The organism is Streptomyces sp. NPDC054932 (genome assembly GCF_053610205.1).
The window spans coordinates 1-15300 of record NZ_JBSGXU010000190.1 but is presented as its reverse complement, the minus strand read 5'-3'; the positions used below and the strand labels follow the sequence as shown (position 1 = coordinate 15300).

At 73.7% G+C, this 15300-nt stretch carries 15 protein-coding genes; 10 read left to right on the top strand and 5 right to left on the bottom strand.

Annotation, left to right across the window (positions count from 1 at the left end):
- Positions 1-140: 140 nt before the first annotated feature.
- Positions 141-1403 (bottom strand): RNA polymerase sigma factor, encoded by a 1263-nt coding sequence (locus tag ACWGE1_RS33895; protein ID WP_453424295.1) that lies wholly within the window; start codon positions 1401-1403, stop codon positions 141-143.
- A 119-nt stretch (positions 1404-1522) separates the two neighbouring features.
- Here ACWGE1_RS33895 and ACWGE1_RS33890 point away from each other — a divergent pair, with 119 nt between their 5' ends.
- Positions 1523-3169, top strand: a complete 1647-nt coding sequence (locus tag ACWGE1_RS33890) for a cell division protein PerM (protein WP_453424294.1) — start codon at positions 1523-1525, stop codon at positions 3167-3169.
- 255 nt (positions 3170-3424) lie between these two features.
- On the opposite strand, the gene ACWGE1_RS33885 is transcribed toward ACWGE1_RS33890, so the two are convergent.
- Positions 3425-4009: a hypothetical protein gene (locus tag ACWGE1_RS33885; RefSeq protein ID WP_453424293.1), complete on the bottom strand. Its 585-nt coding sequence runs from the start codon at positions 4007-4009 to the stop codon at positions 3425-3427.
- A gap of 243 nt (positions 4010-4252) precedes the next feature.
- Here ACWGE1_RS33885 and purN point away from each other — a divergent pair, with 243 nt between their 5' ends.
- Both purN and purH read left to right on the top strand, forming a co-directional pair.
- A complete protein-coding gene (purN, locus tag ACWGE1_RS33880; RefSeq protein ID WP_453424292.1) occupies positions 4253-4876 on the top strand; it encodes a phosphoribosylglycinamide formyltransferase in 624 nt (207 codons plus the stop codon).
- A complete protein-coding gene (gene purH / locus ACWGE1_RS33875; protein ID WP_453424291.1) occupies positions 4873-6468 on the top strand; it encodes a bifunctional phosphoribosylaminoimidazolecarboxamide formyltransferase/IMP cyclohydrolase in 1596 nt (531 codons plus the stop codon). Before purN ends, purH begins: the two co-directional genes overlap by 4 nt.
- Before the next feature lie 73 nt (positions 6469-6541).
- Here the strand turns inward: purH and ACWGE1_RS33870 are convergent, their stop codons facing one another.
- Positions 6542-7201: a hypothetical protein gene (locus ACWGE1_RS33870; protein WP_453424290.1), complete on the bottom strand. Its 660-nt coding sequence runs from the start codon at positions 7199-7201 to the stop codon at positions 6542-6544.
- A gap of 244 nt (positions 7202-7445) precedes the next feature.
- Between ACWGE1_RS33870 and ACWGE1_RS33865 the strand changes: the two genes are divergently transcribed.
- Both ACWGE1_RS33865 and ACWGE1_RS33860 read left to right on the top strand, forming a co-directional pair.
- Positions 7446-8306, top strand: coding sequence for a bifunctional methylenetetrahydrofolate dehydrogenase/methenyltetrahydrofolate cyclohydrolase (locus tag ACWGE1_RS33865; RefSeq protein ID WP_453424289.1), 861 nt, complete (start codon positions 7446-7448; stop codon positions 8304-8306).
- The gene (locus ACWGE1_RS33860) at positions 8296-8826 is read left to right on the top strand and encodes a DUF3017 domain-containing protein (RefSeq protein WP_453424288.1); all 531 of its coding nucleotides are present in this window, start codon (positions 8296-8298) and stop codon (positions 8824-8826) included. Before ACWGE1_RS33865 ends, ACWGE1_RS33860 begins: the two co-directional genes overlap by 11 nt.
- Here ACWGE1_RS33860 and ACWGE1_RS33855 read toward each other — a convergent pair.
- Positions 8813-8962, bottom strand: a complete 150-nt coding sequence (locus ACWGE1_RS33855) for a hypothetical protein (RefSeq protein WP_453424287.1) — start codon at positions 8960-8962, stop codon at positions 8813-8815. The two genes, ACWGE1_RS33860 and ACWGE1_RS33855, sit on opposite strands and share 14 nt — an antisense overlap.
- Before the next feature lie 225 nt (positions 8963-9187).
- Between ACWGE1_RS33855 and ACWGE1_RS33850 the strand changes: the two genes are divergently transcribed.
- The 4 genes from ACWGE1_RS33850 (at position 9188) to ACWGE1_RS33835 (ending at position 13230) form a co-directional block, all read left to right on the top strand.
- A complete protein-coding gene (locus ACWGE1_RS33850) occupies positions 9188-10177 on the top strand; it encodes a malate dehydrogenase (protein WP_385724635.1) in 990 nt (329 codons plus the stop codon).
- A gap of 145 nt (positions 10178-10322) precedes the next feature.
- Positions 10323-12038 (top strand): hypothetical protein, encoded by a 1716-nt coding sequence (locus ACWGE1_RS33845; protein WP_453424286.1) that lies wholly within the window; start codon positions 10323-10325, stop codon positions 12036-12038.
- Complete coding sequence (locus tag ACWGE1_RS33840) at positions 12028-12444, top strand: hypothetical protein (protein ID WP_453424285.1); 417 nt, start codon at positions 12028-12030, stop codon at positions 12442-12444. The genes ACWGE1_RS33845 and ACWGE1_RS33840 overlap by 11 nt, the downstream gene beginning before the upstream one ends.
- A 3-nt stretch (positions 12445-12447) precedes the next feature.
- A complete protein-coding gene (locus ACWGE1_RS33835) occupies positions 12448-13230 on the top strand; it encodes a hypothetical protein (protein WP_453424284.1) in 783 nt (260 codons plus the stop codon).
- 6 nt (positions 13231-13236) lie between these two features.
- Here the strand turns inward: ACWGE1_RS33835 and ACWGE1_RS33830 are convergent, their stop codons facing one another.
- Entirely contained in the window at positions 13237-13728 is a 492-nt protein-coding gene (locus ACWGE1_RS33830; protein WP_453424283.1) for a carboxymuconolactone decarboxylase family protein, read from the bottom strand.
- A gap of 47 nt (positions 13729-13775) precedes the next feature.
- On the opposite strand from ACWGE1_RS33830, the gene pdxR reads away from it, so the two are divergent.
- Complete coding sequence (gene pdxR, locus ACWGE1_RS33825; protein WP_453424282.1) at positions 13776-15176, top strand: MocR-like pyridoxine biosynthesis transcription factor PdxR; 1401 nt, start codon at positions 13776-13778, stop codon at positions 15174-15176.
- Positions 15177-15300: the final 124 nt, after the last annotated feature.

The following is a 15300-nucleotide window of genomic DNA, read 5'->3' as shown; positions in this document are numbered from 1 at the left end:
AAAAATATTTTCTTGTGCGCGCGTTCTTTTTTTTTTTTTAGTCCCCGGGGGGGCCTGTCGCCACCCGGTGGGGGCCGCCCCCGCGCGGGGGGGCCCCCCCCCCGGGGGGGGGGCCGCGCCCCACGCCCGTTCTCGTTCGCTCATTCGACCTCGGGGGCGATCCGCGCCGGTCCGGCCTCCGGGTCGGCGAGCAGCCTGTCGTGGAGCTTTCTGCTCCGCTCGGTGAGCTGCTGGGGGCCGCTGAGCGGGGGTACGCCGGAGACGCTCTCGCCGGGTGCCAGCGGGGGCTCGTACTGGGTGGGCGCGGTCATGACCGTGTAGGCGGTCGAGACGGCGATCATCGCCGTGAGGCTGAGGGTGGCGCGGGTCCACAGCCGGGTGCGCCGCTCGCCGCCGCCCCGGACGGCGGCCGCCGGGCGCGGTTCGAGGTCGACGGCCGGCCGCAGCGCGGTGAACAGGTCGCGCAGCAGCGCGGACTGCTTCTCCGGCGGTACCTCGGCCAGTTCGGGGATCCGGTCGGCGAGTTCGGTGTGCGCGTGCACGAGCCGGTTGCCGGCGGTGGGGGTGGTGGCCTCGGTCTCGGCGGCGGTGTCGGGGAGGTCGAGTCCGACGCCGTCGTAGAGCAGGACGGTGCGGCGCTGGACGGCGGGCAGCGAGAGCAGGGCATCGAGCAGGATCCGGTCGGCGGGCTCGGCGGGCGGCTTGTCGGCGTGGCGGTGGGCGTGCCGGAAGCGGTGCCAGGGGGAGAGGGCGTACTCGTACGCGATCGCGCGCACCCAGCCCACCGGGTCCGGGTCGGCGGCGACCTCGGGCCACCGGCCCCAGGCCTGGGTGAAGGCCTTCTCCACGGCCTCCAGGGCGAGCGCCCGGCGGCCGGTGAGCAGGTAGGCCTGCCGTGCGAGGTCGCGGGCGGCGTGGCGGTAGAGGGCGTCGAAGGCCTCGGCCGGTCCCTGCGCCGGTACGCCTGCGGGGTGCCCGGCGGGCCCGGCGGGCTCGGCGGGTTCGGCGGGCTCGGCGGGTTCGGCGGGCCCGGTCGGTGCGTCCGGGGCGGCGTCCTGCGGGGCGGGCGGGTCCGTGGCGGAGGCGTGCGGGGCGGGTGGGTCCGCGGCGGGATCCTCCGCCGGCCTCGCCGTCTTGACCCCTCCGGGCGCCCCGGTGGGCCCGGCGGCCTCCTCCGCGGCCGCGAGGCCGTCCAGGAAGTGCATGTACGCCTCGCGCTTGCGCCCGCGGGGGGCCGTGCGGCCCGATTCCCAGGAGCGGACCGTCGCCGCGGTGACGCCCACTGCCGCGGCGACCTCATCGTGCGTCAGTTCCGCCGCCTCGCGCAGTCTGCGCCGCTCCTCGGGGGCGGGCAGGCTCAGCTCCGAGTCCTCTGGGGAGGTCGTCTCGACGCTTCCGGTCATGCCACGCTCCCCGCGAACCGACAGCTCTGGGCGAAAAAGTACATAAACGTATATTGAGCGACACCACGGGCATTCGCCTGTTACCCGCCCATAGCGCGTGTCGTTGGCACCATGGCGGGGTGACCCAAGTGACCGAACGCGGGACCCCGTTGTCGGCGGCCCCGCGAGCCGGCGTGCGCCGCCGTTCGCCGGCCGCCGCCGCATGCGTGGTGGGCGGCGCCGTGGCGGCCGGACTCGGGCTCGGCTTCCTCGCCGTGCTCGTCATCGTGCTGTGGATCAGTTCCCCCTACCCCGACAGTGGCCCCGGCGGGGCCCTGCACCTCGCCGCCGGGCTGTGGCTGCTCGCCCACGGGACGGAGCTGGTGCGGTACGACACCCTGTCCGGCGTCCCCGCACCCGTCGGCATGACGCCCCTGCTCCTCGTCGCGCTGCCCGTGCTGCTCATCCGGCGGGCGGCCCGGCTGGGGAGCGCCGCCGAAGAGGGCGACGAGGAGGTGCTGCCCGCCGGAGCGGTGGTCTCGGCCGTGCTCTGCGGGTACCTCGCCGTCGGGGCCCTCGCCACGGCGTACGCCGCGGGCGGCCCCATGTCGGCCGACCCGATCAGCGCGGCCTGGCACATCCCGCTGGTCGCCCTGCTCGCCGCCGCCGGCGGGGTGTGGGGGGCCCGGGGGCGGCCGCTCGGGCCGCTGCCGTCCTGGCTGCCAGGGGGCGTACGGAGGGCCGTTGTACGCCCCCGGTACGCGCTCGCGCTCCGGGCGGGCGCGGGCGGAGCCCTGGTGCTCCTGGGCGGTGGGGCGCTGGTCGTCGGCGCCTCGCTCGCCTGGCACGGCGCCGAGGTCCAGGCCTCCTTCCTGTCGTTGACCGGGGTGTGGTCGGGCCGCTTCGCCGTCCTGCTTCTCGCCCTCACGCTCATCCCGAACGCCATGGTGTGGGGAGCTGCCTATGCCCTCGGGCCCGGCTTCGCCCTCGGCGCCGACGTGACGGCCACCCCGCTCGGCTTCCCGGGTGCGCCCGGGCTGCCGCGCTTCCCGCTGCTGGCCGCGCTCCCGTCCGAGGGGGCCGGAACCCCGCTGACCTGGGCGGCCGCCGCGGTGCCGATGGTCGCCGGGCTGGCGGTGGGCTGGTTCGCGGTACGCCGGGCGCGCGAGGTCTCGTACGGGGAGACCGCGCTCACGGCGGCCCTGGGCTCGGTGGTGTGCGGGCTGGTGATGGCCGGGCTCGCGGCGGCCTCGGCGGGGCCGCTGGGCTCGCGGCGGCTGGCCGAATTCGGGCCGGTGTGGTGGGCCACCGGGGCGACGGCCTTCGCCTGGACGGCGGTGCTCGCCGTGCCGATGGCGGTGGCGGTGCATGCGTGGCGGACCCGCCCGGCGATGGGGGCGGACGCCCCGGACGCCGAGGGGGCGGTGGACGACGGGTGGCACGACAGCGGGGTGCGGGAGATCCGGTGGGCGGCGATGCGGAAGGCCGCGGGGACGCTGATTCCGGATATCGCGGTGGCGCCGGTTGCCGTGCCGGTTGCCGTGCCGGCGGCTGAGCCGGTGGTGTTGGCGGCGGTGCCGACGCCGACGCCGGGGCCGGGGCCGGGGCCGGTGTCCGTGCGGGGGCGGCGGCCTGTGACCGTGGTGTCCGGGCTGGACCTGGATCCGGTCCTGCTCCCGGCGAAGCCCGAGGGACAACCGGTCGAGGCGTCCCCCGCGCCGTTGGCTCCGCCGGTGGGCGGGGCGCGGGTGCTGGCCCGGCGGAGGCCACCGCCGCCCTCGGCGTAGGCCGTTCGGGTGCGACGCCGCCGCCGGGGCGCCGCCCCGGACCCCGCGCCTCAAACGCCGGCGGGGCTGGAGTTTGGTGCGGCTCGGGCGCCGGCGGGGCCCGGACCCCGCGCCTCAAGCGCTGGCGGGGCTGGAATCCGGTGCGGCGTGCGCGTGGGCGGGACCCGGAACCTGCGCCTCAAACGCCGGCGGGGCTGGAGTCCGGTCCGGCGGGGCGCGGTGGGGGCAGCGGCTCAAGCGTCCCCGGGTGTCGGGTTACTGGCGGACCTTCAGGACGTCGCCCACCAGGTTGTCCGGGAGGAGGGTGTTGCACTGGAGTTCCGCCGACTTGGTGAGGGCGTCGTCGCGGCAGACGTAGAAGTCCTTGTACGCGAGCTGCAGGGCGTACGAGCTCATCGCCAGCAGGATCGCCAGCGAGGCCGTGACCAGGCCGCTCACCGCCGCGGTGCGCTGGGGGCGGGCCGCGGCGCCCAGGGCGTCCAGGCCGCCCGCCGCGGCCGGGGTGCCGTCGGTGGTCGCCGGCGCGGGCTTGCCCCGCAGGGCGCTGATCCCCCAGTAGAGGGCGAGCGTGCCGAGCAGCAGTCCGACCGACGGGATCCCGAAGATCCCGAAGAAGAAGCCCCACATGCCGGCCAGCAGCGCGTAGCGCGCACGGCGCTGGACCGGGTCCGTCGGGTCCCAGCGCGCCGGGCCCCGCTGTCCGTCCGAGTCCTTCGGGCCGTCGCCGTTCCCGCCGCCACCACCGCTGCGCGGCTGCCACGGCTGGTCGGGCCGGCCTTCCGGCGGAGCCGCGAAGGGGTTGTCGTCGGTGGGGGAGTCGGGCTGACGGCGGTCCGGCATCGGGTGTGTTTCTTCCCCTGTGTCAGGGGCGTCGCGAGGACGCCGTGGCGAGGTGAGGCCAGTTTGCGGCCTGTACGCCTGACGCTACCGCCCGGCCGTCCCCCCGTCCCTCGGGGGCCGTCCGGTGTACCGGTATCGTTGCAGGCGGTCGGTGGCTTCGTACGGTTCCCCATATATCGGTACCCCGAAGTTTTGTATGACCACACAAGATGAACACCGCAATCCCGCGAGAAAGGGCCTCCCATGGCCGCCTCCCGCCTGGTCGTGCTGGTCTCCGGTTCCGGCACCAACCTCCAGGCCCTGCTCGATGCCATCGACGCCCATCCCGGCGGATCCGAGGGCTTCGGCGCCGAAGTCGTCGCCGTGGGGGCCGACCGCGAGAACATCGCCGGCCTGGAGCGGGCGGAGAAAGCCGGGATCCCCACCTTCGTGTGCCCGGTCAAGAGCTACGGGAGCCGCGCGGAGTGGGACGCCGCCCTGACCGCGGCGACCGACGCGCACGCGCCCGACCTCGTCGTGTCCGCCGGATTCATGAAGATCGTGGGCAAGGAGTTCATCGGCCGCTTCGGCGGCCGGTTCATCAACACCCACCCCGCCCTCCTCCCCGCCTTCCCGGGCGCGCACGGCGTACGGGACGCCCTCGCCTACGGCGCGAAGGTCACCGGCTGCACGGTCCACTTCGTGGACAGCGGCGTGGACACCGGTCCGATCATCGCCCAGGGTGTGGTCGAGGTCCGGGACGAGGACGACGAAGCCGCTCTCCATGAGCGCATCAAGGAAGTCGAGCGCCAGCTGCTCGTCGATGTCGTGGGGCGCCTGGCCCGGCACGGCTACCGCATTGAGGGACGAAAGGTAACAATCCAGTGACCGCCGTAGAGAGCAACGACCCGACCACGACCCAGCGGCCGATCAGGCGTGCGCTCGTCAGTGTCTACGACAAGACGGGACTGGAAGAGCTGGCCCGCGGGCTGCACGAGGCCGGTGTCGCGCTCGTCTCCACCGGCTCCACCGCCTCGAGGATCGCCGCGGCCGGGGTGCCCGTCACCAAGGTGGAGGAGCTGACCGGCTTCCCCGAGTGCCTCGACGGCCGGGTCAAGACCCTGCACCCGCGCGTGCACGCCGGCATCCTCGCCGACCTGCGCCTTGAGGACCACCGCAACCAGCTCGCCGAGCTGGGCGTCGAGCCCTTCGATCTGGTGATCGTCAACCTGTACCCCTTCCTCGCGACCGTCCAGTCGGGTGCCACTCCGGACGAGTGTGTGGAGCAGATCGACATCGGCGGCCCGTCGATGGTCCGCGCCGCCGCCAAGAACCACCCCTCCGTCGCGGTCGTCACCAGCCCGGCCCGCTATGCCGACGTCATCGCGGCGGCCCAGGGCGGCGGCTTCGACCTCACCGCCCGCAAGCGGCTCGCGGCGGAGGCCTTCCAGCACACCGCCGCCTACGACGTGGCCGTGGCCTCCTGGTTCACGAACGCGTACGCCCCGGAGGCCCCCGAGGCCGACACCGCGGCGCTGCCCGAGTTCCTGGCCGGCGCCTGGGAGCGCAAGTCGACCCTGCGCTACGGCGAGAACCCGCACCAGGCCGCCGCGATCTACACGGACGGGCAGCCGGGCGGACTCGCCAACGCGGAGCAGCTCCACGGCAAGGAGATGTCCTTCAACAACTACGTGGACACCGAGGCCGCGCGCCGCGCCGCCTACGACCACGACGAGCCCTGTGTCGCGATCATCAAGCACGCCAACCCGTGCGGCATCGCGGTCGGCGACGACGTCGCCGCGGCCCACCGCAAGGCGCACGCCTGCGACCCGCTGTCGGCCTTCGGCGGCGTCATCGCCGTCAACCGTCCGGTGACCGTCGAGCTCGCCGAGCAGGTCGCGGAGATCTTCACCGAGGTCATCGCCGCCCCCGCCTACGAGGACGGCGCGGTCGAGGTCCTGGCCAAGAAGAAGAACATCCGCGTCCTGAAGGTGGACGGCACCCCGCACCAGCCGGGCGACCTCAAGCCCATCTCCGGCGGCGTGCTGCTCCAGCAGTCCGACGTCTTCCAGGCGGAGGGCGACGACCCGGCCAACTGGACCCTGGCAACCGGCGACGCCCTGTCCCCGGCGGAGCTCGCCGAGCTGGCCTTCGCCTGGAAGGCCTGCCGGGCCGTCAAGTCGAACGCGATCCTGCTCGCCAAGGACGGCGCCTCGGTCGGCGTCGGCATGGGCCAGGTCAACCGGGTGGACTCGGCGAAGCTCGCGGTCGAGCGGGCCGGCGCCGAGCGCGCGCAGGGCTCGTACGCCGCGTCGGACGCCTTCTTCCCCTTCCCGGACGGCCTGGAGATCCTGACAGCCGCGGGCATCAAGGCCGTGGTCCAGCCGGGCGGTTCGGTCCGTGACGAGCTGGTCGTCGAGGCCGCGCAGAAGGCCGGCGTGACCATGTACTTCACCGGGACCCGGCACTTCTTCCACTGAGCCCCGGACAACGGCGAAGGCCCCCGTCCCGCGATGCGGGACGGGGGCCTTCGCCGTGCACGTACGGAGGGGTTCAGTACCGGGGGCGCTGGAAGTAGGGGCCCGCCTTCGCGAGGCCCACGACGACCGTGATGCCGAGGGCGAGCGAGATCAGGGACGGCAGTGCGGCGAGCAGGGCGAAGCCGGCCGGGGTGTGCTCGTCGGCACTCAGCGCGACCAGGTTCGTCAGCAGGCCGATCGCGGCGAAGAGGGCCTGCAGCGATCCGTAGATGATGCCGGAGACACGCACGCCGCCCCGGCCCTTGGCCATCTTGGCCGCGGTCAGGATGGGCCACAGGGCCACACCGATGAACAGGACGCCGAGGACGACGCCCACGGTGCCGGCGACGGCCCCCACGTCCTCCGTGGAGGAGCTGGAGTAGCTGGAGTCCGAGAGCGCCGCTGCGAACACGGCGCCGCCGATGATGAAGAACAGGCCGCCCAGTACCTGCAGGGCGCCGACGATGAAGAGGATGACGCGGGCCGCCTTCGCGCCGCCGGGCATCTCGTGGACCGGAGCGCCCGGGTACCCGACGGGACCGCCCGGGTACCCCAGGGGGGACTGCTGCGGGTAGGCGTAGCCGCCCTGCGGCGGGACGCCCTGGGGTGCCTGCTGCGGGTAGCCGTATCCGGGCTGGCCCTGCGGGGCCTGGGGCTGCTGTCCGTACGGATTGTGCGGGTCGCCGAAGCTCATCTTGGGGTGTTCCTCCGTGGAAGTGCAGGGACGCACGGCACGAGCGCGGAGGAATCCTGCACGGTGCGGTCCGCCCCCCGGCACTGCCCGCGGCACTCAGTCGTTTCATCGTGGTCCGCCGTACCGGGCCTTGTCCAGTTGGTTGCCGTACGCCCGGTGACTTGTTGTGCAAGTGCAATGAACGCTGCACACCCGCGAGTGCCTTGAGTGGAACCGGGGCCGCCTCATCCGGGAGGATGGGGTCATGACCGCCCAGATTCTCGATGGCAAGGCCACCGCCGCCGCGATCAAGTCCGAACTGACCGCCCGTGTGGCGGCCCTGAAGGCCCGGGGCATCACCCCGGGCCTCGGCACCCTGCTGGTCGGTGACGATCCGGGCAGCCGCTGGTACGTCAACGGCAAGCACAAGGACTGCGCCGAGGTCGGCATCGCCTCCATCCAGCGCGAACTGCCCGAGACGGCCTCCCAGGAGGAGATCGAGGCGGTCGTGCAGGAGCTCAACGCCAACCCGGACTGCACCGGCTACATCGTCCAACTCCCGCTCCCCAAGGGCATCGACACCAACCGGGTCCTGGAGCTGATGGATCCGCTGAAGGACGCTGACGGCCTGCACCCCATGTCGCTGGGCCGCCTCGTGCTGAACGAGCCGGGCCCGCTGCCCTGCACCCCGTACGGGATCGTCGAACTGCTGCGCCACCACGGCGTCGGGATCAACGGCGCGCACGTCGTCGTCCTCGGCCGCGGGATCACCGTCGGGCGCTCCATCGGCCTGCTGCTGACCCGCAAGTCCGAGAACGCCACCGTGACGCTCTGCCACACCGGTACGCGCGACCTCTCCGGGCTGCTGCGCCAGGCGGACATCATCGTCGCCGCGGCCGGTGTCCCGCACCTGGTCAAGCCGGAGGACGTGAAGCCGGGCGCGGCCGTGCTCGACGTGGGCGTCAGCCGCGACGGGAACGGGAAGATCGTCGGCGATGTGCACCCCGGCGTCGCCGAGGTGGCCGCGTGGATCTCGCCGAACCCGGGCGGCGTCGGCCCGATGACCCGGGCCCAGCTGCTCGTCAATGTCGTCGAGGCGGCGGAACGGACCACCAGTGCAGGCTGAACCGGACGCGGAGAACGCGGCGGGCGACGGCGCGGCCCGGACGAACGGCACGCCCGTCGCTCCGGTCGCGCCCGTGACGCCCGTGGTGCCCGCGGCGCAGGCCGCTCCCGGCGCGTCCGGCGCCGAGACGGCCCGGTCCCGCCGCTTCCCGTCCGTCACCCGGGACACGGCCCGTCCCGAGGGCAGCGGCCGCGCCGTCCCCGGGGCGGTGTCCACACCGGCCCGTCAGTGGCCGATGCTCAGCGTGCTCACCGCGACCGCGGTCGGGCTGCTGACCACGGCGCTCGGGCAGCCGCGCGTCGGCTGCCTGATCATCGGCCTGGCCCTGATCGCGGCCTCGGTGATGCGGCGCCTGCTGCCCTCCGTGGGCATGCTCGCGGTCCGCTCGCGCTTCACGGACATGGTCACGTACGGCGTGCTGGGCGTGGCGATCACGCTGCTCGCGCTGGTGATCGCGGCGCCCAAGCCGTGGCTGGTGATCCCCTTCATCGAGAGCGCGGTCCGCTTCACCGTGCGGTGAGTGCCGCCAGGGTGGCCGCGACGGCCGGCCGGGTCTCCGTGCCCGCCCGGACCAGTACGTCCAGCGTCCGCCCCGGGCCCGGCGGCTCCCGTACGGCGGCTCCGGGCGGCGGGGCGTCGCACAGCAGCTTCGGCACCGGACGGGCCGGATCTTCCTGGTCGAACAGTGGTCCGGGGGCCGGTCGCACCTTCGAACGGCGGGGTCCGTGTGCCGCGCACCACAGGGACCCGGGGATTAGCCCGGTCCCGGGTCGGATAGCCTGACGGCGGATGTCTCTTCACGTCAAGATTTACTGGGGAGCGGCGTCCTCCAGCACATGGGGCAGGGACGCCCCACCGCCAGCTGTCTAACGGAGAAGGCCATGACCCGCACTCCCGTGAATGTCACCGTCACCGGCGCCGCCGGCCAGATCGGCTACGCGCTGCTCTTCCGCATCGCTTCCGGTCACCTGCTCGGCGCGGACGTGCCGGTCAAGCTCCGACTTCTGGAGATCCCCCAGGGCATGAAGGCCGCTGAGGGCACCGCCATGGAGCTCGACGACTGCGCCTTCCCGCTGCTCGCCGGCATCGACATCTTCGACGACCCGAACCAGGGCTTCGACGGTGCGAACGTCGCGCTGCTCGTGGGCGCCCGCCCGCGCACCAAGGGCATGGAGCGCGGCGACCTGCTCGCCGCCAACGGCGGCATCTTCAAGCCGCAGGGCCAGGCCATCAACGCGCACGCCGCGGACGACATCAAGGTCCTGGTCGTGGGCAACCCGGCCAACACCAACGCGCTCATCGCGCAGGCCGCCGCCCCGGACGTACCGGCCGAGCGCTTCACCGCGATGACCCGTCTGGACCACAACCGCGCGATCTCGCAGCTGGCCGCCAAGACCGGTGCCGCCGTCTCCGACATCAAGCGCCTGACCATCTGGGGCAACCACTCGGCGACCCAGTACCCGGACATCTTCCACGCGGAGATCGCCGGCAAGAACGCCGCCGAGGTTGTCAACGACGAGCTGTGGCTGGCCGACACCTTCATCCCGACCGTCGCCAAGCGCGGCGCGGCGATCATCGAGGCCCGTGGCGCGTCCTCGGCCGCCTCGGCCGCCAACGCCGCCATCGACCACGTGCACACGTGGGTCAACGGCACCGCCGAGGGCGACTGGACCTCGATGGGCATCCCGTCGGACGGCTCCTACGGCGTCCCGGCCGGTCTGATCTCCTCCTTCCCCGTCACCTGCAAGGACGGCAAGTACGAGATCGTCCAGGGTCTGGACGTCAACGAGTTCTCCCGCACCCGCATCGACGCCTCCGTCCAGGAGCTGGCGGAGGAGCGCGACGCGGTTCGCGAGCTCGGCCTGATCTGATCCGATCGGGTCGGTCGCCCGACCCGATCCGCTTTTCCTGGAAGGCCCCGGCGCATTGTGCCGGGGCCTTTTTGGCGCGATCGCGTCTGTCATGTTCCTGATCATCGCTCTATGGTTTCCCTCCGCACACCGAAAGGGGGATTCGGTGACAGGCACTGCGGACGGCAGAACTCCTGTGCACCCTTCGCTCAGCGAAGCCGGCCGGCTGCTGTGCGCCGGCAGCTATCTCGACTCCGCGTACCGCGACCGGGTGATCCAGGAGCTCTATGTCCACGAGGAGCGCTTCGTCGCGCCCTCCTACGGTTTCGACGCGGCCCGCGTCCTCGCCCACGCGCTCCAGGCCCGCCGCGCCGAAGCGGCCTGGGCCTCGGCCGTCCTCGCGGTATGGGGACTCGGGCTGGTGCTGGCCCAGGTACTGCTGATCTTCCTGCTCATCCCGGCCGCCCTCCTGAGCGGGGCCGGCCGGATCGCGCGGCGCCGGGCGAGGACGGGGCGCGGCAGCCGCTTCCTCGAACTGCTCCTGCGCGGCTGCGGATACATCCTGCTCGTCGGCGTCGGCCTGGGCGTGGTGGCCGGAGCCGTCGAGGGCGAGACGGGCGTCGGAGGAATCGACGCCTCGCTCATGCACTTCGAGTACACCCTGCGCGGGTTCGAGAGCGAGTCGTTCGCCTTCCTCTTCGAACTGCCCGGGCTCGGCTACCTGATCGCGGCCGAATACGCCTGGACCGCCCTGCTCGTCTTCGCCCTGCTGACCCTGGTCGTCGGCCTCCAGCGGGGCCACTTCGCCCGCGTCATCAGCACCACGCTCAGCCGCGCCCAGTACGCCGACCCGAACGCCGACCCCGCCTCCGGCAGGCGGTTCGCCAGGACCCGGGACCGGATCCTGCGCACCCAGCACAGCCGCCTGGTCATCTACAGCGTCGACGATCCCTTCTGCGGCGCCGGCGCCGCGTACCGCCCCTGGCACCTGTCGGTCGAGCTCCGCCCCCGCACGGACGGGGTCCTGCCCGAGCCGCTGGACAACGAGCGGATCGTGGCCCGGATCCGGCCGCGGCTGGAGGCCCTGCGGGTCCCGTCGCCGCACGGCTCGCCGCAGGCCGAGCAGGCCGTACTGGACCGGCTGCGCGAGCTGGTCATCGACGAGTGCGTGTTCCTGCCCGCCTCCGGGCTGCCCGCCGCCCACGAGCCGGACCTCTCGGACGGGGCCTTCGAGGCGCACCGGGCCCAGGCCGTGGAGGAGGGCGGGGAGCGCCGCCGCCACTTCCTGCGGGTCCGGGTGGGCGGCTGGGACGAGAACCTCGTCATCACCGTCTTCGTACGCGTCCACACGCAGGGCGGGATGCTGATGCTGGAGGTGGCGCCGCACGTGCTGCTGCCCGTACGGCCGCAGTTCCAGGAAGCCGACGACGTGGCCCGGCGGCACCTGCGCAACAACCCCTTCGCCAAGGTGGTCTGGGCGCTCCGGCACGCCCCGCGCTCGCTCTCCAAGGCGCTCACCACCCTGTCGGGCGGCAGCCGCGGCCCGTGGCAGATCGCCACGGAGGGGCACGGCGGTGCGCTGCCGGCCGGTCCGGCCGTGTCCGTGCGCGAGCTCGCGGCGCAGGAGGACGCCTCGCTGTTCCAGCTGATGGACCTGGACCGGTACCTGAAGACCATCCAGGACCGGATTGTCGGCGGGGTGACCCTGGCCCTGCACGAAGCGGGCTGGCACACGGAGGAGTTCGCGCAGCGCGCGGTCACCGTGGCGGAGGGCGGGGTGTTCATCCAGTCGGTGAGTCACAGTGCCTTCAGCGTCGGCGGAAGCGGACACAGCAATCGGACGAGTCACCACACGAACGGGGGGAGCGGCAGTGACGCATGACGGGGGAACCGGAGCGGACGCGGGACCGGGGGAGGCAGCAGCGGGGGAGGCGCGGATCGGGCGCATCGACCGCATCGACCGCAGCACCTTCAGCATCGGCGGCACCAACATCACCAACACCACCGTCCACCACGACGGTACGGGGGTGGGTGCGCCGGGCGCGGCGGAACTGCTGGGCGCCGTACGGGAGCTGCGCGCCGCCCTCGTGCACCTGCCACGCAGCGCCGGGCGGACGGCCCTCGACGCCGAACTGGACGAGGCCGCGGGCGAGCTGGAGGAGACCGGGGAGATCCGGCCCGGCCTGCCCGCCCGGATCCGCGGTGCGCTCCAGCGGTGGGCCCCGCTGGTGGAGTCGGTGAACGCGGCCGCGGCCCTCGGCGGGCTGCTCGCCGCGCTGGGGAGCTGACCGGTGGCCACGGGCGGCGGCGCCCACTGGAATCCGCAGTCGCAGCGCTGGGAATGGGCGGACCAGCAGCCCGGGCCGCCGACGCGCTTCCCGCCCACGGGCGGCCGCGGGGGCGGCGGCAACGGCCCGGGCGGGGAGCCGCGGTGGAGGGTTCCGCTGCTGGTGGCCCTCGGGGCCGCGGTGGTCGGCGGCTGCGCCACGGTGGGCTGGCTCGTTCTGGGCGACGAGGAGCCGAAGGCACCCGCCGCAGCCCCGTCGGCTTCGGGTACCCCGAACCGGTCGCCCAGTACGGATCCGGGCGCGCCCCCGACCGCAGAGTCGCCCTCGTCCTCCGCGTCCCCCTCGGTCCCGCCGGCGTACACGGTGGTCCGCGACGACGGCGGCTTCTCGGTCGCCGTGCCCGCGGGCTGGGAGCGCAGCCACGACGAGAACGGCAGCGGCTCCTTCTACCGCCGGCCCGGGGACCGGAGCGCGCTGGTCCAGGTCTTCCGCGTCACCGAGCCCGACAGCGTCGGCGCGTGCGAGCTGCTGCGGATCTCCTCCAAGACCCTCGGCGCCAATCCCGGCTACCGGGAGGTCTCCGTCGATCCCTTGCCCGGTGCCTCCTGCGAGCTGGTCTACGAGTACGACAGCCAGGAGTCGCGCGGGCGCCGCCGCGGGATCGAGCAGATCGCCGTCGCCCCGGACGGCGGGCGCTGGGCCCTGCTGGCGGCCGGCCCGGCCGCCGACGGCCCGGCGGTGCGCGCGAACCTGACGGCGGCCGTGGAGTCGTTCAGGCCGGACTGACCGGTCCTACTTGTACATGCCCGGGGTGTAGTGGCCCGGCACCATGCGGGTCGTGACGCCGATGCGGTTCCAGACGTTGATCGTCGCGATGACGGCGATCAGCTGGGCCAGTTCGCGCTCCTCGAACTGCTTGGCGGCCTTCTCATAGACCTCGTCGGGCACGAAGCCGTCCGTCAGGACGGTGACCGCCTCCGTGAACTCGATCGCGGCGAGCTCCTTCTCGGTGTAGAAGTGCCGCGACTCCTCCCAGGCGCCCAGCTGGACGATGCGCTCGACGCTCTCACCGGCGGCGATCGCGTCCTTGGTGTGCATGTCGAGGCAGAAGGCGCAGTGGTTGATCTGGGAGGCCCGGATCTTGACCAGTTCGACCAGGGAGGGATCCAGACCCTTCTTGGAGGCGATCTCCAGGGCGAGGACGGCCTTGTAGACCTCGGGGGCGAGCTTCGCCATGTGCAGGCGCGGGGTGTGCTCGGGGGCGTGTTCGTGTGTGGTCGTCATGTGATCCACCGTAGGACGCAGGCGGCCCACCGATATGGTCCATATCCATGACGGAATCGTGGGCCACTTTCGGCGCCGACCTGCACCTGGACCTCACCGCCGGACGCGGTCTGCGGGCCGGGCTCACCGAGGCCCTGCGCGAGGCCGCGCGCAGCGGGCGACTGGCGGCCGGGACCCGGCTGCCCTCCTCGCGCACCCTCGCCGCCGACCTGGGGATCGCCCGGAACACGGTCGCCGAGGCCTATGCCGAGCTCGTCGCCGAGGGCTGGCTGACGGCCCGCCGGGGCTCCGGCACCCGCGTCGCCGAACGGGCCCGGCCGCGCCGGTCCGCGGCGGCGCCCGCTCCCGTACGGCGCCCCGCGCGCACGGGGCCCGCGTACAGCCTGATCCCGGGCTCCCCGGACCTGGGCGGATTCCCGCGCGCGGCCTGGCTGTCGGCGGCCCGGCGGGCGCTGACGGACGCCCCGAACGATGCCTTCGGATACGCGGGCGATGCCCGCGGCCGCATCGAGCTGCGCCGGGCGCTGGCCGGCTACCTGGCGCGGGCGCGCGGCGTGTACGCGGACCCCGAACGGATCGTGCTGTGCGCGGGCTTCCTGCACGGGCTCGCGCTGCTCGCGGGGGTCCTGCGCGCGCGGCGGGTGCGGGAGGTGGCGGTGGAGGGTTACGGCCTGGACTTCCACCGCAACCTGCTGGTGCGGGCGGGGCTGCGGACGCGCCCGCTGGGGGTGGACGCGCAGGGGGCCCGGACCGGGGAGCTGACCGCGGCGGCGGGCGCGGTGCTGCTGACCCCGGCGCACCAGTTCCCGACGGGCGTCGCCCTGACCCCGGCCCGCCGGGCCGCCGCGGTCGACTGGGCCCGGACCACGGGCGGGCTGATCCTGGAGGACGACTACGACGGGGAGTTCCGCTACGACCGGCAGCCGGTCGGGGCGCTGCAGGGTCTGGACCCGGACCGGGTGGTGTACCTCGGCACGGCCAGCAAGTCCCTGGCCCCCGGGCTGCGGATGGGCTGGCTGGTGCTTCCGCCGGGCCTGCTGGAGGAGGTCCTGGCGGCCAAGGGGCCCACCGAGTGGGCGTCCAGCGCGCTGGATCAGCTCACGCTGGCGGAGTTCATCACCTCCGGGGCCTACGACCGCCACGTGCGCGGGATGCGGCTGCGGTACCGGCGGCGCCGGGACGAGCTGGTGGCGGCGGTGGGGGACCGGGTGGGCGTCTCGGGGATCGCGGCGGGGCTGCACGCGGTGCTGGACCTGCCCGGGGGGACGGAGCGGTCGGTCCTGCAGTCGGCGGCCTGGCAGGACCTGGCCCTGCACGGGCTGTCGGCCTTCAGGCACCCGGAGGCGGTTGCGCTGCCCGCGCGGGATGCGGTGGTCGTCGGCTACGGGACTCCGTCGGACAGCGCGTGGCACCCGACGCTGTCCGCCCTGGCGGCCGCCCTGCCGTGACCTGCGGCGCCGTTGCGGGGGCGCTGCCCCCGGACCCCCGCGCCTCGAACGCCGGCGGGGCTGAAAGATCGCCTCAAACGCCGGCGGGGCTGGAAGACTGCCCGGCGGGGCTGGAGTTCCAGCC